We start from the raw sequence: 24198 nt of genomic DNA on the forward strand, positions 1-24198 counted from the left end.
TAAACCCTCCGGGGGTGGGTGGGGGCTGAGCTGGTCTCCCGGGGGCTACGCCCCCGGACCCCTGGGCGGGGCCTGCGGCCCCTGCACCCCGCTTCTTTCGTCTGCGGACCGTGCTGGGTTGCTCGCGCAGTTCCCCGCGCCCCTAGGCAGTTAGGGGCGCGGGGAACTGCGCGACCAGCCACATGCGGCCCGCAGGCGAAGAACCCGGCCGCCCGCCAGAGGGCTTTCGGGAAGGGGTGGGGTGGGGAAAGGAACCCCATGGACACCAGCAGCCCCTTCCAACCCGGCTCCGCCGGCTTCGTAGCCGACCCCTACCCCGCCTACACCGCGCTCCGCGCAGCGGCCCGCACCCACCACCACACCCCCACCAACCAGTGGCTGATCCCCCACCACACCGACGTCGACGCCCTCCTCAGGGACCGCCGCCTCGGCCGCACCTACCTCCACCGCTTCACCCACGAGGAGTTCGGCCGCACGCCCCCACCCCCGGTGCACGAGCCGTTCCACACCCTCAACGACCAGGGGATTCTGGATCTGGAAGGCCCGGATCACACCAGGATCCGGCGGCTCGTGGCCAAGGCGTTCACCCCCCGCCGCGTCGAGGAACTCGCCCCCGTCGTCGAGCGCATCGCCACCCGCCTCGTGGGCGACTTCGTCGCGTCCGGCGGCGGGGACCTGCTCGCCGACGTGGCCGAGCCCCTCCCCGTAACCGTGATCGCGGAGATGCTCGGCATCCCCGAAGCCGACCGGCACCTCCTGCGGCCCTGGTCGGCCGACATCTGCGGGATGTACGAGCTCAACCCGGACGAGGACACCGCCGCCCGCGCGGTCACGGCGGCGGTCGAATTCTCGGCCTATCTGAGGGAGTTGATCCAAGACCGGCGCCACGCACCCGCCCCCGACCTCGTCTCCGCCCTCATCGCCGTCCACGACACCGACGGCACCCGCCTCACCGAGCAAGAGATGGTCTCCACCTGCGTCCTGCTCCTCAACGCGGGCCACGAGGCCACCGTCAACACCACGGCCAACGGGTGGTGGACGCTCTTCCGCCACCCCGAGCAGCTGGCCCTGCTGCGCGCCGAACCCGAGAAGCTCCTTCCCGGCGCCGTCGAGGAACTGCTGCGCTACGACACCCCGTTGCAGCTCTTCGAACGGTGGGTGCTCGACGACATCGAGGTCGGGGGGACGACGATCCCGCGCGGCTCCGAGGTCGCGCTGCTCTTCGGGTCCGCCAACCGGGACCCGGCCGCGTTCGCGGACCCGGACACCTTCGACGTACGCCGTCCCGCCGCCGACAACCGGCACGTCAGCTTCGGCGCGGGCATCCACTACTGCCTCGGCGCCCCCCTGGCCCGCCTCGAACTGGCCGTGTCGTTCGGCCTGTTGCTGCGCGAGGCCCCGCGCATGCGCCTGCTCGCCGAGCCGCGCTGGAAGCCGGGGTACGTGATCCGGGGCCTCACCGGTCTTGAGGTAGAGGTCTAGGGCGCCTCCGGGCGCCTCAGCGCGAGGCCGTCCAGGACGACCTCCAACCCGTACGCGAACTTGCCGTCGCGCAGCCCGGCCGGGTCCACGACCTCCGCCGCGTACGCCTCGGCCAGGTGCTCGTGGTCGGCCGCCGCCCGCTGCGCGGCGGGCATGAGGCGGGCGATGAAGTCCGCCTCGGACTCGCCGGAGCGGGCGACCGTGGTGAGCCACGCCGCCTCCGTGGTGCTCATCCCGATCACGTACGACAGGACCGTCTCGATCGCGCGCTCCGGCTCGGGGAACCCGGCGCCCGCGAAGAGGGCGGCGAGCCGCTCGGAGAACGACATCAGGTTGGGGCCCAGATAGGCGAGGCCCGCCTGGCCGAGGACCGAGGCCAGCCAGCGGTGGCGCAGGGCCGTCGCGCGGAAGGACCGGGCGGCCTCGGTGGTGGCCGCCCGCCAGTCGGCGCTGTCGGCGGGGGGTACGACGATCTCCCCGAACACCTCGTCCACCGCGAGCTCCATCAGCTCGTCCTTGGTGGCGACGTGCCGGTAGAGGGAGGTCGCGCCCGCGTTCAGCCGGGCGCCGAGCTTGCGCATGCTGAGCGCCTCGATGCCGTCGGCGTCCAGCATCACGACCGCCTCGCGGACGATCGCGGCCCGGCTGAGCGCGGGCTGGTCGGCTTCGCGCGTCCGGCGGGCCCAGACGGACGGAATCGGGTTCGCCTTGGTGGTCCTGGCGGCCATGACACTCCTTCGCGGCGGTACGTGCGTACGACGTTCGCATCCAGCGTACAGGGATAGATGGTTGCGCACGCTGTATGCGTCTGCGTACAGTGTGCGCATTGACGGAATGATGTGCGCAGCCGAGAGGAAGAACCATGGAAACCCGCAACCCACGCCGCTGGTGGATCCTGATCGTGCTGTGCCTCAGCTCGCTGGTGCTGGTGATCGACAGCATGGCGCTGACGGTGGCGGTGCCGTCGATGACGGAGGACCTCGGCGCGAGCGCCCAGGACACGCAGTGGATCCTCGACTCCTACATCCTGGTGTTCGCGGGCCTGCTGCTCACCTCCGGCAGCCTCGGTGACCGCTTCGGCCGCCGCAAGGTGATGATCATCGGCCTGCTGCTCTTCGGGGCGGCGTCGCTGGCGGCGGTGTTCTGCACGAATCCCGGCGAGGTCATAGCTGTACGAGTCGCGATGGGTGTGGGCGGCGCGCTGATCATGCCCTCGACGTTGTCGATCCTGATCACCGTCTTCGACGAGGAGGAGCGCGGCAAGGCGATGGCGGCGTGGGGTTCGGTGTCGATGCTCGGTCTGGTCGGCAGCCCGGTGCTGGGCGGCGTACTGATCGACCACTTCTCCTGGCACTCGATCTTCTTCATCAACATCCCGGTCGTGGCGCTGGCGATCCTCGCGGGGCTGCTGCTCATGCCGGAGTCGAAGGCGCCGTGGCAGAAGCCGGATCCGCTGGGCGCGGTGCTGTCGGCGGCGGGGATGACCGCGCTGATCTGGTGGATCATCGAGATCCCGCAGCACGGGGCGTTCGGCGCCCGCTCGCTGGTGACGCTGGCGGTCGCGGTCGTGGCCCTCACCGGTTTCGTGGTCTGGGAGAACACCACCTCCGCGCCGATGGTGCCGCTGGTCCTGTTCAAGCACCGCAACTTCAGCGGCGGTTCGGTGTCGCTGGCGCTCGTCCAGATCGGTACGGGTGGGCTGCTGCTCGTCCTCACCCAGTACCTCCAGTTCGTCCTCGGCTACTCGCCGGTCAAGGCGGGCCTGGCGTTCGTGCCGCTGGCGGTGACGGCGCTGGTCGGCAACACGGTGGGGGCGCAGGCCGCCGCCCGTCTCGGTAACCGGTGGCTGATCGTGGCGGGGATGCTGACGATGTCCTCGTCCTTCGCGCTCCTCACCACGGTGACCGCGTCCTCCGGCTTCACCGTCCCGGCGATCGCCCTCGGTCTGCTCGGCCTCGGGGCGGGGCTGGCGATGCCGGCGGCGGTCGGTGCGCTGATGGGGACGATTCCGGCGGAGAAGGCGGGGGTGGGGTCGGCGCTGAACGACACGATCCAGCAGGCGGGGACGGCGTTGGGGATCGCGATCCTTGGGTCGATGCTGTCGAGTGGGTTCGCGGGGGAGATGCCGTCGGACGCGCCGGATGCGGCTCGGCACTCGATCGCGGGGGCGCTGGCGAGTGGTGACCCGTCGTTGGTACGGACGGCTCACGAGGCCTTCACCTCGTCGATGTCGACGACGTTCGCGGTGAGCGGGGTCGGGGTGCTGGTGGCGGCGGTCTTGGCGGCGCTGCTGATGCGGGACCCGAAGCGGACGGCTGAGCCGGAGCCGGAGCCGGAGCTGGTGGCCTGAGCGGCCCGGTCAGCCCCCTCCCCGCCCCTTCCCTAAACCCTCCGGGGGTGGGTGGGGGTAAGGGTGGTTTCCCGGGGGCTGCGCCCCCGGACCCCCTGGCGGGGCCTGCGGCCCCTGCACCCCGCTTTCGGGGCTGCGCCCCGGGCCCCGGTTCGTCTGCGGACCGTGCTGGGTTGCTCGCGCAGTTCCCCGCGCCCCTAGGTGGTTAGGGGCGCGGGGAACTGCGCGACCAGCCACATACGGTCCGCAGACGAACAGGGCCAGGGTGCAGGGGCCGCAGGCCCCGCGACGGGGGCCGCCTCCGCGCCCGCCCACCCCCGGAGGGTTTCGGGAAGGGGCGGGGTGGGGGAGCCCCCGGAGGGGTCAGGCAACCGGTGGCGTGGGGGACGGCAGTGTCAGCGTCCACGTTCCCGCCGTCCACGTCCGCGTGCGGACCGGGCCCGCCACCACCTGCCCCGCCCGGTAGCGGAAGCCATCGCCGGACACCGTCACCTCCCGCGCCCGCACCCGCACCCCCGGCACCCCCACCCCCCGCGACACCACCACATGCGCCACCCCGTCCCCGGACCCGACCGACACCCCCGCGACCGGGCGGTCGAGGTCGGACAGGAGCACCCCGTCCGCCTCGACCCGCAACCGGTGGGCGACAGCCGCAGGCACCGGCGCCCGCACCAGCGTGCGGACGAGCGAACGGCACGTATCCCAGACGGTGGGGACAGCAGCCCGCACAGCTGGCGGCGCAGCCGGGATGCACAGGTCGCCGAGGACCACACCCCCGCTGTCGTCGACCAGCAGGTCGAGCCGGTGCGGGGACCCGTCCAGGACCGCCCGCGCCGCCGCCACCGCCCCCGTCGGCACCCCCAGTGACCTGGCAAGTTCCACCAGAGGGGCGGTGCCCACGGGCACCACCGCCAGAGCCGGGCCGCAGACATCACGCTCACGTTCCCGCTGCAGCAACGTCACAGCACGTAGCAGCGCCCGGTCGTCACCCACCACCACGAGCCGCCGCGCACCTCTTCGCGCGAGGGCACGGGAGAACTCCTCCACCCCCTCCGGCCAGCATATTTTCGCCTGTGCACCCGCACACAGCACATCTTTCGCGATCCGTACGGACTCGCCGTCGATACGGCGGGCGACCGGGTCGATGACCACCAGTAGCTGGTCGGCAGCCGACACTTCGGTCCTTCCTCGGGTAGCATCTTTGTGCAAGAGCCCCTTGCGCTATTGCGCCAGGGGCTTCGTCTATTCCGGGGCACATTGGTGAGGCGGCGACAAGCCCCTGACCTTGGACATGCCCCGCCCGGAAGGGGTGTACGCCTGTGCCCGCACTTGTGCTGCTCGGTGCTCAGTGGGGTGACGAGGGCAAGGGAAAGGCCACCGACCTCCTCGGTGGATCCGTTGACTATGTAGTGCGCTACCAGGGCGGCAACAACGCCGGCCACACGGTCGTCGTCGGCGACCAGAAGTACGCGCTGCATCTTCTCCCTTCCGGGATCCTCTCGCCGGGGTGTACCCCGGTCATCGGCAACGGAGTCGTCGTCGACCCGGCGGTCCTGCTCTCCGAGCTGAGCGGGCTGAACGAGCGCGGCGTCGACACGTCCAAGCTGCTCATCAGCGGTAACGCTCACCTGATCACGCCGTACAACGTCACCCTCGACAAGGTGACGGAACGGTTCCTCGGCTCCCGCAAGATCGGCACCACCGGTCGCGGCATCGGCCCGACCTACGCGGACAAGATCAACCGCGTCGGCATCCGCGTCCAGGACCTGTACGACGAGTCGATCCTTGAGCAGAAGGTCGAGGCGGCGCTGGAGGGCAAGAACCAGCTCCTCGCCAAGGTCTTCAACCGGCGCGCCATCGAGTCCGGCAAGATCGTCGAAGAGATGCTCCAGTACGCGGAGCAGATCAAGCCGTTCGTCGCCGACACGACGCTGATCCTCAACAACGCGATCGACGACGGCAAGGTCGTCCTCTTCGAGGGCGGCCAGGGCACGCTCCTCGACGTCGACCACGGCACGTACCCCTTCGTGACCTCGTCGAACCCGACCGCGGGCGGCGCCTGCACGGGCGCGGGCGTGGGCCCCACGAAGATCAGCCGCGTCATCGGCATCCTCAAGGCCTACACGACGCGCGTCGGCGCGGGCCCGTTCCCGACCGAGCTGTTCGACCAGGACGGCGAGGACCTGCGCCGCATCGGCGGCGAGCGCGGTGTGACCACCGGCCGTGACCGCCGCTGCGGCTGGTTCGACGCGGTGATCGCCCGTTACGCGACCCGGGTCAACGGTCTGACGGACTTCTTCCTCACCAAGCTCGACGTCCTCACCGGCTGGGAGCAGATCCCGGTCTGCGTGGCGTACGAGATCGACGGCAAGCGCGTCGAGGAGCTCCCGTACTCCCAGACCGACTTCCACCACGCGAAGCCGATCTACGAGATGCTGCCGGGCTGGTCCGAGGACATCACCAAGGCCCAGACCTTCTCCGACCTGCCGAAGAACGCGCAGGCGTACGTGAAGGCGCTGGAGGAGATGTCGGGCGCGCCGATCTCCGCGATCGGCGTCGGCCCCGGCCGGACCGAGACGATCGAGATCAACTCGTTCCTGTAGGACGCGCCGGCGAAGGGGCCGTCGTTACGGATCCACCCGTACCGGCGGCCCCTTCGCCGTCGTCAGGGCCGTCAGGCCTGCGGCACCGGAAACGCGACCGGGCTGCGCGGCCCGGCGCGGCCGACGGCCCGCACCCCGAAGAACACGTTGTCCTTGGAGAGCGGGACCGTGCACCGCGTGACGTCCCCGACGCGCAGCACATGGGTCCACTCGGGCGCGGTCGTCTCGCGCCACACCACCTCGTACCCGGCGATGTCCGGCTCCGGGCCGCGCTGCCACACCAGCTCGGTGGAGTTGCCGAGCGCGCTGGTGACGATCTTGACGCCGCGCGGGGTCCCGGGGGCCTGGGCGAGGGTCCACAGTGCGGCGGCGTTGACCCGGGCGACGCGTGCGATGAATCCGAAGTCGCAGAACTCGGGCAGATCGCCGTACTGCTTCCCGTCCACGACCCGCACGTCCTGGTGCTGATGGGCGTAGTCCTCGGCGGGCTCGGTGAACCGGGCCGCCGGGTACCCCTGTTCCAGGAACGGGATGTGGTCCCCGCTGCGCAGATAGCGGTCGCGCCGGTGGACCACCCGCACCCGCATCCCGGTGGCGTCGTTGTCGGCGGTGTCGCGGACGAACCGGGCCAGCTGCCGCGAGGGCGAGTCGTTCTCGCCGCCGACCGACCGCCGCACGGCGGCCTCCTCGGGCGTCTCGGCCGTGGGCACGCCCTCGGCGAAGAGCCGGATCGTGTGCGGGTCGCGGGTGCCGTCCTCGGCGGTCGGACTGCCGACGATGTCATTGGTGAACATGCCCTGGACATCGGCGTTCCGGCTCTTGAGGACCTGCGCCATGTGGCGCGATCCGTACAGCCCCTGCTCCTCGCCCGCGACCGCCGCGAAGACGACGGTCGTGGCGGGCCGCCGGCCCGCCATCACCCGGGCGAGCTCCAGGACGACGGCGACTCCCGAGGCGTCGTCGTCGGCGCCGGGTGCGTCGGCGGTGGCGTTCATGGGGTCGCTGTTGCGCGAGTCGTAGTGCCCGGAGACGACGTAGACGCGTTCCGGGGTGACCGAGCCGCGCAGGGTGGCGACGACATTGGTGATGCGGGTGGGCACGGGGATGCGGTTCGCGGGCGGCTGGACGTACGACTGCAGCTCGACGCTCATCCGCCCCTGCGACCCCGCCGCGTACGAGCGCAGTTCGGCGGCGATCCAGTCCCGCGCCGCCCCGACGCCCCGCACGGGATCGTCCTGCGCGGAGAGGGTGTGCCGGGTCCCGAACGACACCAGCTTGCGGACGGTCGCCTCGATGCGGCCGGGGTCGATCTCCCGCAGGAGCGCGCGGAGTTCGGGCGGGGGATGCTGGGCGGTGCCGGGCGGCCGCCGCCCGTCGGCGGCGGACGCCGTGGGCACCCCGAGCACCGCCGCCCCGGCCGTGGCCGCCGCCAGGACCGTACGCCGGGCGGTGCCTCTGCTTGCGCTGCTTCCGCTGTTGCTTCCGGTGGGCTGCTGCGACATGCCGTCAATCGTCATGCTCGCCTCAAGTCCCCGCAAGGGGGCGGCTGGTCGGTCCGTCAGGTGGTCCGGGCGAAGGCCACGTACTGCTTCTCGTCGCCTGAGGGCTCCTGCCACAGCGTGCCGTCCTGCAGCCGGTACGTGCGCGGAGTGCCGTCGGCGCAGGCGCCCGAGGACCTGCCGCGGTCCAACTGGAGCGGGGCGACGTCGAGTCGCGTCTCGTCGCGCACCCTGAACAGGACGGCCCTCCACGTGCAGGACCTGCCGCCAGTCGTCCCGTCCACGCGGACCAGGGCCTTGCCGAGCGCCCCTTGCGTGACGGTGACGAACAGGCTGTCCGCGTCGGGCGCCCCGCGCGTGCGCGTCCACCTGCCGAGGAAGCCGCTGGGCACGGCCGAGTCGGGGTGCTCGGCCCGCTTCAGCATCGCGGTGTACTGGCTTCCGGCCGACCAGAGGACCGTGCCGTCCGGCTCGGCTTCGAGGCTCTGCTCCTCGATGAGCTCGCAGCCGCCCCGGCCGCCCAGGCTCTTCCCGGGCGACTGGATCTCGTGCGCCGAGGACGAGAACGCGCTCAACTTCAGCACGGGACCCTTCCGGCTCAGGACGTTCGTCCCCCCGCCGCACATCCGCGTGTCGTCGAGGATGTCGATCACGACGCCGTCGCGGGGCTGGTCCCCGGCGACCGCCATGCGGATGGCCGAGCCCGAGCTGGACCCCTCCCAGACGCCGGTGAAATCGAAGGTGGGGGAGCCAAGGGAGGGGGACGGGGAGGCACTGTCGGAGTCGCCGTCGAGGACATGGCCGATGAGCGGGCGTACGACGAACCAGCCGAGGGCGGCGAGGGCGATCAATACGAGGGCGGCGACGGCGAGCCGGCGCCGGCGGCGGGGCGCGGGGCGCGCGCCCCAGCTGCGCCCGGCCGGCCGAGCCTGCCCGGTCGGGTAGCCCGTCGGTGGCTCGTGGCGGAGGTTCGGGGGGCGCTCCGGGACGGGCGGCCGGTACGCCGGGGGCCGCACGACCGTGCGCGGGGTGTCCGCGTCCAGCAACTGTGCGCTGCGACGGGCGAGTTGGGCGAGCAGACCCGCCGGCAGCCACCCGTGCGCGGGCAGCTCGGCCTCCGTCCGCGTGGCGATCAGCCCCGGTGCGGGCCGCCGGTCGGCGTCCTTGTGCAGACAGGCGCGTACGAGCGGGAGCAGCGCACCCGGCACGCCCGCCAGGTCCGGCTCGTCGTGCGCGATGCGGAACATCAGCGCGGCGTGCCCGACGTCGGGCACGCCGAACGGCACTCGCCCCGTCGCCGCGTACGCCAGCACCGCGCCCAGGCAGAACACGTCGCTCGCCTCGGTGACCCGCTCCCCGCGTACCTGCTCGGGCGACATGAACCCCGGCGACCCGATGACGGCCCCGGTGGCCGTCAGCGCGCTCTGAGCCACCGCGTCCAGCGCGCGCGAGATCCCGAAGTCGATGACGCGCGGCCCGTCCACGGCGAGCAGGATGTTGGACGGCTTCAGATCGCGGTGGACAAGGCCCGCGCCGTGGATGGCGTGCAGCGCGAGCGCGAGCCGGTTGGCGAGCACGAGCAGCGACGGCTCCGGCAGCGGCCCGAAGTCCCGCCCCACGACGTCGTGGAGGCTGGGCCCGGCCACGTACGCCGTCGCGACCCAGGGGATCTCGGCCTCCATGTCCGCGTCCAGGACGTGCGCGGTCCACTCTCCGCCCACGCGCCGTGCGGCCGCCACCTCACGGGCGAACCGCGCGCGGAACTCTCTCCGGTGCGCGTACTCCTCCCGCACGAGCTTGACCGCGACCGTACGCCCACCCGCCGACCGGGCCAGATAGACCCGCCCCATCCCTCCGGCCCCGAGTCTTCCGAGCAGCCGGAACGGACCGATATGGGACGGATCGCCCGCCGCCAGATCTTCCATGACGGGATGGTGGCACAGCGGGGGTGGGCGCGACAGGTGATCGGGCCCGGTGTTTGTCTGCGGGCCGGTGGGGGTTGCTCGCGCAGTTCCCCGCGCCCCTTAAATGCCGCTACGCGGCATCCCCTGGGTGCCCCGGAGGGGCGCATCTCAGGGGCGCGGGGAACTGCGCGAGCAACCCACCACTACCTGCAGACGAAGACCGGGCCGATAAGGGGCGCGGGGAACTGCGCGACCAGCCCCCACCGGCCCGCAGGCAAACCGGGGTCCCAGGGGCCGTATCGCGGGGGCCGAGTGATCGTTCTGCCAGGTGTGATCACCCGTCAGCTGCTCCTCTGCCTCGGCCTGACCGTGGCACTGAACCCGCTCACCGCGCAGCTGTACGCGGACACCGGGCAGTGCCCGGTGGGCCCCGTCCCGCCGAGGGTGGCCGCGCCTCCCGTGGTACGGCCGGCGGCCCGCCCCGACCGCCCCGCCCCCGGGGCGCTCGCGCCCCCGCCCCAGATCGGCGTACCGACGTCCCGCCCGCGCCCGCCGGAACCGGTGCGGCCGCCGGTGGTGCCCGTGCCCCAGCCCGTCGCGAAAGCCCCCGCTCATCCGGCGGCCGTGCACCGCCTCGCGCACCCGTACCGCTCCACCGCGCACGAGCGCCCCGCCCCCGCCGGGTTCTCCACGGTCACGCTGATGCTCGTCGTCACCACCCCCGCCGTCCTGGCCGCCGCAATCCTCCGCCCCCGATCCCGTTCCGGAGCCCGCCCGTGTCGCAATGGCTAGTACTCGTCGCCGCGTTGGTGCTCGTCTGCGCCGTCGTCCTCACCGTCACCGTCCTGCGCCACCGCCGCGTGGCCGACGCCGAGGACCCCAGTGAGACGCCCGACGTCATCGAGTACATGGTGATGATGGTCGGCGTCGTGTACGCCATCGTGCTCGGCCTCGCGATCGCGGGCGTGTGGGAGGCGCGGGGCGCGGCCGAGGACTCCGTGCAGCGCGAGGCCCAGGCGCTGTACGAGGTCGGCCAGCGGGTGGACGTCTACCCGCCCGCCGTGCGCGACCGCATCCGGGGCGAGATCGGCGCGTACGCCGCCCACACCGTGTCGGCCGAATGGCCTCTCCTGGTCCAGGGCCAGGAGCCGTCGCCGGACGGGGCCGCGCTGCTCGCGGCCGTACGCACCGACGTCACCCACCGCGCGCCCGCCAACGACCTCCAGGCACAGGCCTATCAGCCGCTGCTCGACCAGATCGCCACCGCCGACGACGCCCGGCACACGCGGCTCGACAGCGCCGGGTCCACGCTGCCGGGGGTCGTCTGGTTCGGCCTCGTCGCCGGGGCCGTGGTGACGATCGGGCTGATCTTCACGCTCCAGATCCGCCGCTCGGCAAGGGAGTTGCTGCTCGCCGGTGTCTTCAGCGGGCTGATCGTCTTCCTGCTGTTCCTGGTCTGGAGCTTCGACGCGCCGTTCGGCAGGTCGGGTACGGAGTCGGCGGACCCGTTCCGCGAACTCGTCCCGAGCATGACCGCCGCTCAGGCGGCCCAGCCGACGAACTGAGCCCAGGCGTCCGGGGCGACCTCGAAGGTGGGGCCGCCCTCGGACAGTTTGGAGTCCCGGACGTGGATGGCGTGGGGGCAGGTGGCTACCTCGACGCACTCGCCGCCGCTGTCGCTGCTGTACGAGGACTTGCGCCACTCGACTGCCACCTCCACGCATTCGCCGCCGCTACTGTCGCTGTAGCTGGACTTGAACCACCGCAGGGTGTTGCTCATCTGTGCTCTCCTGCCAACTGCTGGATGAGACCCAGCGATTCACGAGGACCCAGGGCCTGTGCCCGGATCTTCGCATAGCGCTGAGCGAAAGTACTCACCTTCGCAGGGTCAGTGATCAGCAAGCTCTCGTACTGGATCTCCAGGTATACGAGATGGTCGTGCTCGGGCGTCTCCACGAGTGTCATGCCGCCGTTGTCGCCCGCGTGCTCGCTGCTGAGCCCGACGTCCAACGGGAGGACCTGGAGTGTCACGTTACGCCTTTGGGCGCACTCTGCCAGGTGCCGCATCTGGTCACGCATGACCTCTTCGTTCCCGATCGTTCGCCGGAGTACCGACTCCTCCAGCACCACCTCGACCAGCGCGGTGGGCTCCCGGTCGAACAGCGCTCGCCGCGCCATCCTCGCCTCGACCAGCTCTTCCACCCGCTCCTCCGACAGGGGCGGATAGCCTCCCCCGATGAGCGCCCGCGCGTATGCCTCGGTCTGGAAGAGTCCGTGGATGACGAAGGTTGAGTACAACCGCAACACCACCGCCTCCTGCTCCAGCAGCGAGTAGTTCTGGAACTGCACCGGATACTTCTCCAGGCGCATGTACTTCCGGGCGCCCTCGAAGATCCCCAGGCCCTCCCCTAGTACCTCCTCCAGCTTCACCAGCATCTCGTCGCTCGCGGGCTGGGCGAGGGTCTCCATCGCGCTCACCGCCGCGGCGGAAAATCCCAATACATGACCCAGTTGTTCCTGCGTCCACCCCCTCCTCAGACGCAGCGTGCGCGCCACCTCCGCGACCATCCGGGCCACCGGACCTGCGGTTTCCTTGTTCTCCGCTCGTGCCATTTTCGACCACCGATTTCGACTCGACCGGACTCAACCGGTCTCAACTCAGCCCCGCCGAATTCAACTGCATACGAAGGGAGTTCACGCAGATCAACGCATGCGCGACGCCCTCGGTGCGGTCATGGAAAACGCTAGCGGGACAGGGCGAAGCTGTCTTCGTGGATACACGAAGCCGCGTCGTAAACCTCGATTCCGTACCGGACTGGATTCCGGATTCCGGGTTCCGGCTCCGAAAAGCGGGCGTGCAATTCGACGCCGTACGGGTGGACGGTGACGCCGGGCGGCGGATCGCGGACGCGCTGGAGCAGATGACGGGCGGCGACCCGGGCCCGATCGTGGCGGAGGCGTCCGGGCGGCGCGGGGTGTACTTCCTCGTGGCGCCCCGCAGCACCGCCCACCGCAGCTGGCCGCCGGGCGTGACGCGGTTCAATTCGGCGGCGGGGAGGATCAGTTACGTACCCGTACCGGCGCTGCGGGGCGCGACTTGGCCGCTGTCGTGGCGCTGCCCGCCGACGGCGGCGGACCGGTTCGTCCACACGCTGCTGCTCCGCACGGTCGCGCAGCAGATCCTCGCGCCCGACAAGGGCGTCCAAGATCGTCCTATGGGGCCGGTGAATCGACGCACCGGTGACGGTGTGACGCGGTGATCGGCTGTCGGAGGCGCGGGCCTACTGCGCCTCCGGCACCTTGTCGTACGTCAACTGCTCGCCCGTGTCGTCGTTCTGGCGGCGCAGGCGGCCGTCCGGGAGGACCGTGAGGGTAGTGGACGCGCCCGGGGAGCAGGAGGTGGTCGGGCCGGACTCGACCGTGGAGGGGCCGAGGCGGAGCGGGGCGTCGGGGGTGGGCGGGGTCGCGGTGAGGGACGCGCGGAAGATGCAGTGGTAGGTGCCGCCGCCGTCCAGCGGGCCGTCCGCCGTGAGTGTCATGACCTGGTCGCCGACCTTGCCGGGCCGGATGACCAGGTGGCGGTTGTTGCGGCCGGAGTCGTTGTCGATCGTGCCGGACCAGGCGCCGAGGTACTTCCGGGGGATGTCGCCGGGGGCGCTCGCGCTGGGGGAGGCGGACGGACTTTCACTGTCGCCCGAACTGGGTGTGCTGGAGGGCGACTTGGTGGCTGAGGGGCTCGCCGCCTTGCCGTCCTTCTTCTCCAACGGGTCGTTCATGTACGCGTACACCGCACCGCCCGCGCCGATCGCCACCACCAGCGCGACCGCGATCAGCGCGATCGTCGACTTGGCGCTGCGGCGCGGCGGCTCCTCGGGGGGCGGGGGCGGGCCGTAACCGTAGGTGGGGTTCGGGTGCGGGTAGCCGTATGCGGCGTGCGGCTGCTGGTACGGGTAGCTGTGGGCGGGGGCGGGCTGGCCGCCGTTGGCCCAGGGCGGGGGCGCGGGGGCGGCGTATCCGGGGCGCGCGAGGCCCGATCCCGTCCCGTTGGGGGAGACCACCGTCGGGGTCGGGGTGACCGGCGGGAGCGCGGGCATCGGGGGTGGGGCCGGGGTCTGGGCCGTGCCGCCCTCCGGGTTCTCCACGTCCAGCAACTGCACGGCGTGGCTGCCGAGTTCGGCGACCAGGGGGGCGGGGAGCCACGGGCCCGACGACGCGTCCTCGGGGCCGAGCCGCTCCAGGATCGCGGCGAGCGCGGGCCGGGCCTCGGGGGTCTTGTGCAGACAGTCGCGTACGAGCTCGCGCAGCGACTCCGGCACCCCGTCCAGCTCCGGCGGCTCCTGCGCGATCCGGAACATCAGCGCGTGCACGCCGCTGTCGCTCCCGCCGAAGGGAAGCTTCCCGCTCGCCGCGTACGCCAGGACCGACCCGAGGCAGAAGACGTCGCACGCGGGCGTGATCCGGTCGCCGCGGACCTGCTCGGGGGCCATGAAGCCGGGCGAGCCGACGAGTGCGCCGGTGCGGGTGAGACCGCCGTCGGTGACGGTTTCGAGTGCCCGGGCTATGCCGAAGTCGATGACGCGGGGGCCGTCGATGGTGATCAGGACGTTGGAGGGCTTGAGGTCGCGGTGGATCAGCCCGGCGGTGTGGATGTCCTGGAGGGCGTGGGCGAGGCCGCGGGCGAGGATGCGTACGGAGCGTTCGGGGAGGGGGCCGTGGAGGTCGGGGCCCCGGTCGGCCCGGGCTGCCGCGTGCCCGCCGTCCCCGGCCGCTCCGTTCTCGGCCGAGGCCGTCCCGGCCCCCGCCCCGGACACGACCGTCTGGAGGCTGGGCCCGGCCACATACCCCGTGGCCACCCACGGCACGGCCGCCTCGGTGTCGGCGTCCAGGACCGGCGCGGTCCAGTCGCCGCCGACGCGGCGGGCCGCCCGCACCTCCTGCCGGAACCGGGCGCGGAACTCCTCGCGCTCGGCGAGCTCCCGGTGCACGAGCTTGACCGCGACCGTACGCCCCCGGTCGGACCGGGCGAGGTACACCCGCCCCATCCCGCCCGCACCGAGCCGCGCGAGCAGCCGATACGCACCGATCCCCAGCGGATCCCCGCTCCCCAGTCGCTCCATACGGCCCGCCGCCTCCCCCGATCGAACGAGCATCAACGGGGTGAGGATAGTGCGCACCGGCGAGTCGTGGTCCGCGGATTCCTGTGGTGGCCGTGGCTTCGAGGCGGTTGTGCCCGGTGAGGTGGGGCCTACTTCACCTTGACATGGAACTTGCACGTGCCGTTCTTCATGTCGGCGCAGAAGGCTTGCAGGGTTCCGCCGACGGGAACCTCCAGCGCGCCGGTCTCGGGTTTGGGTTTGCCGTCGGCATCCGTGCTGGGCGAGAACTCCAGCGAAGCCGCCTTTACCGCCTTCTTGAGGTCGTTGGCGTTGGCGGTATTGGCAAGGGATTCGGGCAGCGCCACCACGACGACCTTGCAGTTCCCCTCATTGACGACGTAGAACTCCTCGGCGCGAGGAGCCTTCGTCCCGTTGCGGAAGAAGGTCTGCCGGTCCGGACTCGGGGGCACGGGGGGCTTGGCCTTGGGGTTGCCCGGGTTGATCCCGTCGTCGCACTGCTGATTCGGGTCATTGGCCGTCCACTCGGGGCCGAACTCCGTGGCCCAAGACGGCGGGCACGGTAGGGGTTCCGCCGTGTCCGCCCCTGTGCTGTGCGGCGCGGCGGCGAAAGCAGAGCCGGCGGCGATCGGCAGGGCGAGCACCGCTGAGACCAGGGAAACCGACACCGCGAGAGTGCGAAGGGGAGAGCGCATGGATTTTCTCCTTGTGATGATTCATCACGGGAATGCACCTGTCAGGGTCGTGCTTCACGGACCTTATGGAAAAAAGGTGATCTGCTCCGTGCCGATGATGTCGGTACAGCCGAGCGGGCGAAGAAATCCACCCGGATGCTTATCGAGACGGGCGATGACGAGATCGAGGCGGCGGAACTCGCACGGCGGAGGCTATGGAGCCGCGCTGGGCGGGCCTGTGGGACCCGACAACCTGCCGAGCCCCGCGCCCCACGCCATACAACCTGGCCATCCCCACCCCCACCTGCCACTCCTTACCCTGGCCCCATGACCCCTCATGTCGAACCCGACCCCCGGACCGGCGCGGCCGTGAAGGCCGCCGACCGCGCGCACGTGTTCCACTCCTGGTCCGCCCAGGGCCTGATCGACCCGCTCGCCGTCGCCGGCGCGGAGGGTTCGTACTTCTGGGACTACGACGGAAACCGCTACCTCGACTTCACCAGCGGCCTCGTCTTCACCAACATCGGCTACCAGCACCCCAAGGTCGTCGCCGCCATCCAGGAGCAGGCCGGGAAGCTCGCCACCTTCGCGCCCGCCTTCGCCGTCGAGGCCCGCTCCGAGGCCGCACGCCTCATCGCCGAGCGCACCCCCGGCGACCTGGACAAGATCTTCTTCACGAACGGCGGCGCCGAGGCCGTCGAGAACGCCGTCCGGCTGGCCAGGCTGCACACCGGCCGCCACAAGGTGATGAGCGCGTACCGCTCGTATCACGGGGCCACCTCCCAGGCCATCAACCTGACCGGCGACCCGCGCCGCTGGGCCTCCGACACCGGCTCGGCGGGCGTCGTCCGCTTCTGGGCGCCGTTCCTCTACCGGTCGGCGTTCTACTCCACCACCCAGGAAGAGGAGTGCGCCCGCGCCCTCACCCACCTCGAAGACACCATCGCCTTCGAGGGCCCCGGCACCATCGCCGCCATCATCCTGGAGACCGTCCCCGGCACCGCCGGCATCATGACCCCGCCCCCCGGCTACCTCGCCGGCGTCCGCGAGATCTGCGACCGGTACGGGATCGTCCTCGTCCTGGATGAAGTCATGTCCGGGTTCGGGCGGACCGGGTCCTGGTTCGCCGCCGATCTGTACGGCGTCACGCCCGACCTCATGACCTTCGCCAAGGGCGTCAACTCCGGGTACGTACCCCTCGGCGGCGTCGCCATCTCCGCCGAGATCGCCGCCACCTTCGACAAGCGGCCCTTCCCCGGCGGGCTCACCTACTCCGGGCACCCCCTCGCCTGCGCCGCCGCCGTCGCCACCATCAACGTCATGGAGGACGAGGGCATCGTCGACCAGGCCGCCCACATCGGCTCCACCGTCCTGGAGCCGGGGCTGCGCGAGCTCGCCGCCCGCCACCCCTCCGTCGGCGAAGTGCGCGGCACCGGGGTCTTCTGGGCCCTTGAGCTGGTCAAGAGCCAGGAGACGCGCGAGCCGCTCGTCCCGTACAACGCCTCCGGCGCCGACGCCGCCCCCATGGCCGCCTTCGGCGCCGCCTGCAAGAAGAACGGCCTCTGGCCCTTCATCAACATGAACCGCACCCACGTCGTCCCGCCCTGCAACATCACCGAGGCCGAGGCCAAGGAAGGCCTCGCGGTCCTCGACGAGGCGCTGGCCGTCGCGGACGAGTACACCGTCTGAGCCCACAGCCACACGACTACGGCCCGGGAGCCCCCGCCCCGGGCCGTAGTTGCGTATGTGCGCAATAATGTGCCAGGCTGCCGCCCAGAAGCGGCCGGTGTGTTCCACTCCGAGCTGATCCTCCCCGTCCGTACGGTTCTCCCGATGAATCCACTCGCCCGCCGGTCCCGCTCCCTCTGGACCGACCTCGTGGTCGCCGCAGCCGTCCTGGTGCTCGGCTATCTCGTCCTGCGGGCCGGCAAGGGCGCCACCGTCACCTTCGACCCCGCCGACGTGGCCACCGCCGACACCGACCCGGCGCGGCTGCCGTACGACGCGGCCCGCTCGCTGCTGCGGATGTTCGCCGCGCTGGGGCTCTCGGTCTGCTTCACCTTCGTGTACGCGTACGCCGCCGCCAAGAGCCGCCGTCTGGAGCGGGTGCTGATCCCCGCGCTCGACATCCTGCAGTCCGTGCCCGTGCTCGGGTTCCTGACCGTCGCCGTCACCGGGTTCATCGCCCTCTTCCCCGGCTCCGTACTCGGCCTCGAATGCGCGTCGGTCTTCGCGATCTTCACCTCGCAGGCCTGGAACATGACGTTCTCCTTCTACCGGACGCTCACCGCCCTCCCCCGCGAACTCGACGAGGTGTCACGGTCGTTCGGGTTCACCCGGTGGATGCGGTTCTGGCGCGTGGAGCTGCCGTCCGGCGCGATCGACCTCGTCTGGAACGCGATGATGAGCTTCGCGGGCGGCTGGTTCTTCCTGGTCGCCTCGGAGGCGATCAGCGTCGGCAACCGCGCCTACTCGCTGCCCGGCGTCGGCTCGTACGCCGGTGCCGCGATCGCCCGGGGCGACCTCGGGAAGATCGGCTGGGCCATCGCCACCACGGCCGTCATGGTCGTCGGCGTGAACTTCCTCTTCTGGCGGCCGCTCACCGCCTGGGTGGAGAAGTTCAAGAACGAGCAGTCCGAGGCGAGCGAGGTCCAGCGGTCGGTCGTGCTCGACCTCCTGCGCCGCTCCAACGTGCCGACGGCGATCGGGCGTTGGAGCCGTCCGCTGCGGGACGCCGTCGGGCGCGGCGCCCGCGTGTTCGGGCGCGACGACCGGCCGCTCGTCCACGACCCGGCCCGCCGCCGCGCGGGCGACCTGCTCTTCGGCGCGGTCCTGCTCGCGCTCGTCGGCTGGGGGCTGTACGGCCTGCTGCGCTACCTCCACGAGCGGACCGGGCTCGGGGTGTTCGGCGAGCCGCTGCTGCTCGGGCTCGCGACGCTCGCCCGGGTCGCCGTCGTGGTGATCGCGGCGACGCTGGTGTGGGTGCCGGTCGGGGTGCGGATCGGGTTCTCGCCCCGGCTCGCCCGGATCGCCCAGCCCGTCGTCCAGGTCCTGGCGAGCTTCCCCGCCAACTTCCTCTTCCCGCTGGCCATGTGGGTCTTCCTGCGCACCGGCGTGGACATGAACATCGGCTGCGTCGCGCTGATGGCGCTCGGCGCGCAGTGGTACGTCCTGTTCAACACCGTCGCGGGCGCCATGGCGATCCCGTCCGACCTGCGCGAGGCGATGGACGACCTGGGCGTACGCGGGTGGCAGCGCTGGCGGCGGCTGATCCTCCCGGGGATCTTCCCCGCGTACGTCACCGGCGGCGTCACCGCGTCCGGCGGCGCCTGGAACGCCTCGATCGTCTCCGAGGTCGTCACCTTCGGCGGCACGACGCTGACGGCGACGGGCCTGGGCGCGTACGTCTTCCACGCCACCGAGACCGGCGACCACCCGCGGCTGATCGCGGGGGTGGCGGTGATGAGCCTGTACGTGGTGGTGCTGAACCGGCTGGTGTGGCGGCGGCTGCACGGGGTGGCGCAGCGGCGCTACACGCTCTGAAAACCTTGAGGAGGCCTACGAGATGACCGCATCCGCTCCCGGAGAAGTGCTGCTCAGCGCTCACGGGTTGACGAAGGCGTACGCGGGGGCCGACGGGGAGCTGCCCGTGCTCGGCGGGATCGACCTGGAGGTGCGGGCGGGCGAGGTCGTCGCGCTGCTCGGGAAGTCGGGGTCGGGCAAGTCGACGCTGCTGCGGTGCCTGGCGGGGCTGGTCCCGGCGAGCTCGGGGACGGTCGCGTACCGGGGCGAGCCGCTGACCGGGGCCAACCCCGGTACGGCGATGGTCTTCCAGACCTTCGCGCTGCTGCCGTGGCTCACGGTCCGGCAGAACGTGGAGCTGGGATTGGAGGCGAAGGGGATCGGGCGGAAGGAGCGGGCGAGGGCCGCCGTCCAGGCCATCGACCTGATCGGCCTGGACGGCTTCGAGAACGCGTACCCCAAGGAGCTCTCCGGCGGGATGCGCCAGCGGGTCGGCTTCGCGCGGGCGCTGGTGGTCGAGCCGGACGTGCTGATGATGGACGAGCCGTTCTCGGCGCTGGACGTGCTGACGGCGGAGAACCTGCGCGGCGAGCTGATGGAGCTGTGGGAGTCGGGCCAGTTCCCGACCCGGGCGGTCGTGCTGGTCACGCACAACATCGAGGAGGCCGTGCTGATGGCGGACCGGGTGGTGGTGCTGGGGGCGCGGCCGTACGGGACGATCCGGTCGGCCTTCGCGGTGGACCTGCCTCGGCCGCGGGACCGCCGGTCGGCGGGGTTCCTGGATCTGGTGGACGAGGTCTACCGGGTCATGACGGGCCGCCCGAAGGACGCGCCGAGGCTGTCCGGCCGCAGCGCCCTGGGCAGCACGCCGCTGCCCCCGGCGTCGGTGGACGGCCTCTCCGGCCTGGCCGAGATCCTCGCCCAGCACGAGGCCGATCGCTCGGACGTGGCGGATCTGGCGGACGGGCTCGGCCTGGAGGTGGACGACCTGCTGCCGCAGATCGACGCGCTGGAGCTTCTCGGTCTGGCCGAGGTGGAGGGCGCGGAGCTGTCCCTGACCCCCCTGGGCTCGGCGTTCGCCCGGGCGGACGTGCAGGAGTCGAAGCGGCTGTTCGCGGAGGCGGCGGTGGCGGTGCCGCTGGTGTCTCTGCTGACGACGAGCCTGACGCGCACGCCGACGCTCCGGCGGGGCTTTTTCCGGGATCTCCTCTCGCACCACTTCACGAGTGAGCAGGTGGAGGGGCAGCTGGAGACGGCGACGGACTGGGGGCGGTACGGGGAGCTGTACGCCTACGACGCGTCGACCGAGACCTACTACCTGGCCCCCACCCCACCCCTTCCCTAAACCCTCCGGGGGTCCCCGTTCGTCTGCGAACCGTGCTGGGTTGCTCGCGCAGTTCCCCGCGCCCCTTAAATGCGCCCCTTCGGGGCGCCCGCTAGGGGCACCGACGAAACCCGCCTGTCCTGCACGGTCCGGGTCACAGATCCTGCTGTTTCCCGCGTGATCTTGACGATTTTCCCGCCGCCCAGGTCAAGACCCGGAGCCGGTGGCATCGGCATCCTTCGGGACATGTCTTGTTCAGGCCCCCTGAAGGGAACGGTTAGCACGCGATCCAGAGTCATTCCTGCTGGCCAGCCTCACTGGCGACGGCCTACGAGAACGGGGCGATGTCATCATCAGCTGAGTCCAACAGGGCGGTTGTACTGCGTCCGAGCCGCATAAGGAAGTCCTCCAAGGGAGCCTCCCCTTGCCGCTCTGCCCCGGCCCTCCTACACCCCCAGGGCGACGCGGAGCATGGCGAGCACCTCCTCCTGCCTCGGAACCAGATAGAAGTGGTCTCCGGCGAACCTCTCCATCCGGCACCCGGCTTGCGTGGCCTCCGACCATCCGGCCATCTCCGCGCCGGTCGCGTAAGGGTCGGCAATTGCGCTGAGCGCCAGAACCGGTGTCACTGCGAGTGGTTCCGCCGATGGCGCGTAAGCCTCAAGCAGAGTGAAGTCTGCACGGGTATAGGGCAAGACCAGATCGCGCAGCTCCAGATCCTCTAGGACCAGAGCATCGGTGCCTCCCATCTTCATCAGTTCTGCGGCGAGGGTCTCGTCGTCCAGCCCTGCGATAGGTGGTCTGCTTTCGGCGATCTGCGGCGAACGGCACGCCGAGGCGAACAGATGAACGGGTGCCTGACCGATCTCCTCAAGATAACGAGCCGCCTCGTAGGCAACCAGAGCGCCCATGCTGTGACCGAACAGGGCCGTCGGGCGCTCGTCCAGCGTGGCGATCGCTTCGCCGACTTCGCGGCCGAGCCGTTCCAGATTCTCGGGAAATGGTTCTCGGAAACGATCGGCCCGACCCGGATACTGGACACCGACCACCTCGACGTCGGGTCCCATGGTCCAGGAGTGGAAGGCCGCGGCAGAGCCGCCCGCGTGCGCGAAACAGACGAGCCGCGCCTGGGCACCGGGTATGGGCCGGGGGCAGCGGAACCAGACCTCCGACGAGGTCCGCGGAGCGCGACGAATTCTCAACTTCCCACCATCTCTTCCATCTCCGAGTGAATCACCGCCGATAAACCCTGCTCCGACGATTGCGACCTCAGCGGGTGTGCAGTGCTGTCAGGCATGCATCGCTATTTCGTCTAGGCGATTACGAGGCCGCAGAATGGCCTGGAGTTCGCGATCGTCGAGCAGGCGAAGGAATTCCAGTGCGACCTGAGAGGCCCGGAATCTGATGGACGCCGTGAGGCTTCATCGCTGAATTTATTATTCGTGAGGATTGTCATCAAACATCAACCTTGCCTGGTCGGGCAATGTAAGAAGCATTCGAGCGATGGTGTAAACGGCCAGCGTCAGCCCAGCGAGCGCGTAGGACCCCCATTAGCCGTCATGAACAGGGCGATCCCGAGTGACATCAGGAAGGGGGGAGGCACCCGACGAACGATCAGAACATCGCGGTCCTGATCTTCGGTCTCGCGAAGAGACGACCATAAGCGGAGGCCTTCATGACACGTCCTCCGTCACCAGTTCGAAGGCGTCCAAGACCCCGTTCATCCGGTCCTCCACGATCTGACGTGACGGGCCGACTATCTGCACGTAACCGGAGGATGCGTGGGAGGCCCGCTGATCCGACAGGTCGTCGCCGATCGCGATATGCATCCGGCCGTGAACCACCCCGGGCATTGAGAGCAACGTCTCCAGGGGCGTGACCTTGACGACGCGACCTGGCTTGTAGGGGAGCAACAGGTCTCCGGCACAGCGCGGCGTCGAGTATTCCAGTGATGGCACGCGGCCCAGGTATGTGTCGAGTGTCGCAGCCATCATGTCGAAGTTTCGGGCGAACCCATGGTTGGAGGGCAGCTCGCAGCCGGCGAGCCTGGCTCCCACCTCGCTCATGTGGATGCCGCCGTCGTCTGATCGAAAGAACTCCATGTGCAGGTAGCCGTGGTCGATGCGCATACCGTCGACGATGCGCTGAACCAGTTCCTTCTCGTCGATGCCCAGTTCATTGTCGACGCCGAGGCTGATGGAGCCGTTGATGCCGCCGTAGATGGTCTCCAGCAGCGCGCACGGCGTCCACGAGACGTAGGTGTCGAGGACCCGTCCGTGAGCGACGAGAGCGCACAACTGGTACTCGCGTCCAGTGAGGAACTCCTCCACCATCCACCGCCGTGAGGGAGGCAGTGGAAGGAGCCTCGCGAGATCGTGCTCGTCGTTGAGCTTGTAGGTATCGATAGATGACCAGCCATCAACCGGCTTGAGGATGAGTGGCCATCCGTGCGCGGCAGCGAAGCCGAGGACTTCGTCGCCATCCGCGACCTCAGAGAACTCCGCACAGGGGATGCCGATTTCCCGGAACCGCCGCTTCATTGCGGTCTTGTCCCGGACCCAGGCGACCTGCTCGGCGTCGAGGTGCGGCAGGCCAACGAGGCCGGCGAACCGCTGGGAGATCTCCTGTAGGGGCTCCTGTGGGTTGCAGAAGTGGGCTGGTCGTGCCGGGAGCCCCGCCACCCAAGTGAGGTAGCGTTCAGCCTCCCGCCGGATGTCGGCGTCGGCGGCGATGGTGAACGTGGGGATGTCCGCCGTGCGCAGCAGGTGGTCAGTGGGCAGTGAGGAGAGGTGTTCTTCGAACCTCAAGAGCACGAGGTCGAGATCGTCTCGGCTCAGGACATGATCGGTGAAGGTGCCCGGTCGGCCATCGACGAGCAGGAGACAGGGACGCATGACTTCTCTCCGGAGAGGACGGAGCGGACGAGGCCGCTGAAGTGGATCTGTTCTTCGGACGAGCACGGGGTGCGACCGGGATGCTGAACGTTGGGGCCAGTGGGTCCCTGGTCCGGGCGGAATCCGTCACGGGAGATCGCGCATAAGTCGCCCTCGACGAGGTTCCAGGGGAAGCTGTCGGAGTAGAGCGACTTGCGGTCTCTGAGGACAGGGTGGTCGGGGAGGAAGTACCGATCGAGCGTAAATGTCGGAATGGATCGTTCTTCCAGAAGCCGAAGGAATCCGTCGCGGTGTTCGGCGGTCGGCGTGACGCTGCGCACGTCCAGCTTCGAGTCGCCTTGCCGGCAACTGCTGCGAGCAGTGGTCGTGGTGGTTGCGCATGGTCTTCCAGTCCGCGGTCTCACGGACATGCGCCAGTCCGCACTGTCCCGAAGTGAGCAACTTGGAGTGGTAAAGCTGCAGACTCCTGCGAAACCCTTGGTGCCGGCTATGGCACTGTCTGGGTGGACTGCGCCCATGGCCTGGGCGCAGTCCTGAATGACGCAGCGGACATGGGAAATGCCGACGACCCTGCCGTCGAGATGGACCACGATCACACGCTCGGCGCCGCCCGAGAGCAGGTTGGTATCCACCAGGAACCTATCGTCAACATCGACAGACGGGATCAAACCGCAGGAGAGCACCGCACTTGCGGTCGCGGCGAACGTCGTCGCCGGGAGGCGGACCCGATCTCCCACCCTCGGCCTCGTCGCGGGCAGGACCAGATGCCGAGCTCGGCGTTGCGTTGCCCACGCCGAGCACGTGCCGTGCGCCCGACAGCTGACAGAAGTTG

General features: G+C 70.4%; 19 protein-coding genes. 9 read left to right on the top strand and 10 right to left on the bottom strand.

Annotation, left to right across the window (positions count from 1 at the left end; translation table 11 throughout):
* Positions 1–258: 258 nt before the first annotated feature.
* The gene (locus tag QIY60_RS14215) at positions 259–1482 is read left to right on the top strand and encodes a cytochrome P450 (RefSeq protein ID WP_283142760.1); all 1224 of its coding nucleotides are present in this window, start codon (positions 259–261) and stop codon (positions 1480–1482) included.
* On the opposite strand, the gene QIY60_RS14220 is transcribed toward QIY60_RS14215, so the two are convergent.
* Entirely contained in the window at positions 1479–2210 is a 732-nt protein-coding gene (locus tag QIY60_RS14220; RefSeq protein ID WP_283142761.1) for a TetR/AcrR family transcriptional regulator C-terminal domain-containing protein, read from the bottom strand. The genes QIY60_RS14215 and QIY60_RS14220 overlap by 4 nt on opposite strands.
* A 134-nt stretch (positions 2211–2344) precedes the next feature.
* Here QIY60_RS14220 and QIY60_RS14225 point away from each other — a divergent pair, with 134 nt between their 5' ends.
* Complete coding sequence (locus QIY60_RS14225; RefSeq protein WP_283142762.1) at positions 2345–3832, top strand: MFS transporter; 1488 nt, start codon at positions 2345–2347, stop codon at positions 3830–3832.
* A gap of 363 nt (positions 3833–4195) precedes the next feature.
* Here the strand turns inward: QIY60_RS14225 and QIY60_RS14230 are convergent, their stop codons facing one another.
* The gene (locus tag QIY60_RS14230) at positions 4196–5008 is read right to left on the bottom strand and encodes a diacylglycerol kinase family protein (protein ID WP_283142763.1); all 813 of its coding nucleotides are present in this window, start codon (positions 5006–5008) and stop codon (positions 4196–4198) included.
* Positions 5009–5151: 143 nt separating this feature from the next.
* Between QIY60_RS14230 and QIY60_RS14235 the strand changes: the two genes are divergently transcribed.
* Complete coding sequence (locus tag QIY60_RS14235) at positions 5152–6435, top strand: adenylosuccinate synthase (RefSeq protein WP_283142764.1); 1284 nt, start codon at positions 5152–5154, stop codon at positions 6433–6435.
* Between the two features lie 71 nt (positions 6436–6506).
* On the opposite strand, the gene QIY60_RS14240 is transcribed toward QIY60_RS14235, so the two are convergent.
* The gene (locus tag QIY60_RS14240; RefSeq protein ID WP_283142765.1) at positions 6507–7937 is read right to left on the bottom strand and encodes a M20/M25/M40 family metallo-hydrolase; all 1431 of its coding nucleotides are present in this window, start codon (positions 7935–7937) and stop codon (positions 6507–6509) included.
* 56 nt (positions 7938–7993) lie between these two features.
* Complete coding sequence (locus QIY60_RS14245; RefSeq protein ID WP_283142766.1) at positions 7994–9859, bottom strand: serine/threonine-protein kinase; 1866 nt, start codon at positions 9857–9859, stop codon at positions 7994–7996.
* 309 nt (positions 9860–10168) lie between these two features.
* Here QIY60_RS14245 and QIY60_RS14250 point away from each other — a divergent pair, with 309 nt between their 5' ends.
* A complete protein-coding gene (locus QIY60_RS14250) occupies positions 10169–10630 on the top strand; it encodes a hypothetical protein (RefSeq protein WP_283142767.1) in 462 nt (153 codons plus the stop codon).
* Positions 10615–11403: a DUF4239 domain-containing protein gene (locus tag QIY60_RS14255; protein ID WP_283142768.1), complete on the top strand. Its 789-nt coding sequence runs from the start codon at positions 10615–10617 to the stop codon at positions 11401–11403. Before QIY60_RS14250 ends, QIY60_RS14255 begins: the two co-directional genes overlap by 16 nt.
* Here the strand turns inward: QIY60_RS14255 and QIY60_RS14260 are convergent.
* Positions 11379–11618: a DUF397 domain-containing protein gene (locus tag QIY60_RS14260; RefSeq protein ID WP_283142769.1), complete on the bottom strand. Its 240-nt coding sequence runs from the start codon at positions 11616–11618 to the stop codon at positions 11379–11381. The genes QIY60_RS14255 and QIY60_RS14260 overlap by 25 nt on opposite strands.
* Positions 11615–12451 carry a helix-turn-helix transcriptional regulator gene (locus tag QIY60_RS14265; RefSeq protein WP_283142770.1) on the bottom strand — a complete coding sequence of 279 codons (837 nt, stop codon included), beginning with the start codon at positions 12449–12451 and terminating at the stop codon, positions 11615–11617. The genes QIY60_RS14260 and QIY60_RS14265 overlap by 4 nt, the downstream gene beginning before the upstream one ends.
* 158 nt (positions 12452–12609) lie before the next feature.
* Between QIY60_RS14265 and QIY60_RS14270 the strand changes: the two genes are divergently transcribed.
* Complete coding sequence (locus QIY60_RS14270; RefSeq protein WP_283142771.1) at positions 12610–13098, top strand: hypothetical protein; 489 nt, start codon at positions 12610–12612, stop codon at positions 13096–13098.
* Between the two features lie 21 nt (positions 13099–13119).
* Here QIY60_RS14270 and QIY60_RS14275 read toward each other — a convergent pair whose 3' ends face one another.
* Positions 13120–14955 (bottom strand): serine/threonine-protein kinase, encoded by a 1836-nt coding sequence (locus QIY60_RS14275; protein WP_283145924.1) that lies wholly within the window; start codon positions 14953–14955, stop codon positions 13120–13122.
* A 128-nt stretch (positions 14956–15083) separates the two neighbouring features.
* Positions 15084–15647: a hypothetical protein gene (locus QIY60_RS14280; RefSeq protein WP_283142772.1), complete on the bottom strand. Its 564-nt coding sequence runs from the start codon at positions 15645–15647 to the stop codon at positions 15084–15086.
* A 306-nt stretch (positions 15648–15953) separates the two neighbouring features.
* Here QIY60_RS14280 and QIY60_RS14285 point away from each other — a divergent pair, with 306 nt between their 5' ends.
* From QIY60_RS14285 to QIY60_RS14295, 3 genes are all read left to right on the top strand, one after another.
* Positions 15954–17315 carry an aspartate aminotransferase family protein gene (locus QIY60_RS14285; protein ID WP_283142773.1) on the top strand — a complete coding sequence of 454 codons (1362 nt, stop codon included), beginning with the start codon at positions 15954–15956 and terminating at the stop codon, positions 17313–17315.
* Between the two features lie 144 nt (positions 17316–17459).
* Positions 17460–19169, top strand: a complete 1710-nt coding sequence (locus QIY60_RS14290; protein ID WP_283142774.1) for an ABC transporter permease subunit — start codon at positions 17460–17462, stop codon at positions 19167–19169.
* A gap of 22 nt (positions 19170–19191) precedes the next feature.
* Positions 19192–20493 carry a nitrate/sulfonate/bicarbonate ABC transporter ATP-binding protein gene (locus QIY60_RS14295; RefSeq protein WP_283142775.1) on the top strand — a complete coding sequence of 434 codons (1302 nt, stop codon included), beginning with the start codon at positions 19192–19194 and terminating at the stop codon, positions 20491–20493.
* 425 nt (positions 20494–20918) lie between these two features.
* On the opposite strand, the gene QIY60_RS14300 is transcribed toward QIY60_RS14295, so the two are convergent.
* Positions 20919–21674 carry an alpha/beta fold hydrolase gene (locus tag QIY60_RS14300; RefSeq protein ID WP_283142776.1) on the bottom strand — a complete coding sequence of 252 codons (756 nt, stop codon included), beginning with the start codon at positions 21672–21674 and terminating at the stop codon, positions 20919–20921.
* A 471-nt stretch (positions 21675–22145) separates the two neighbouring features.
* On the bottom strand, positions 22146–23366 hold the full coding sequence (locus QIY60_RS14305) for an ATP-dependent carboxylate-amine ligase (protein ID WP_283142777.1): 1221 nt from the start codon (positions 23364–23366) through the stop codon (positions 22146–22148).
* Between the last annotated feature and the right edge of the window lie 832 nt (positions 23367–24198).

Origin of the sequence: Streptomyces sp. BPTC-684, assembly GCF_030028635.1 — a bacterium.
GTDB lineage: Bacteria > Actinomycetota > Actinomycetes > Streptomycetales > Streptomycetaceae > Streptomyces > Streptomyces noboritoensis.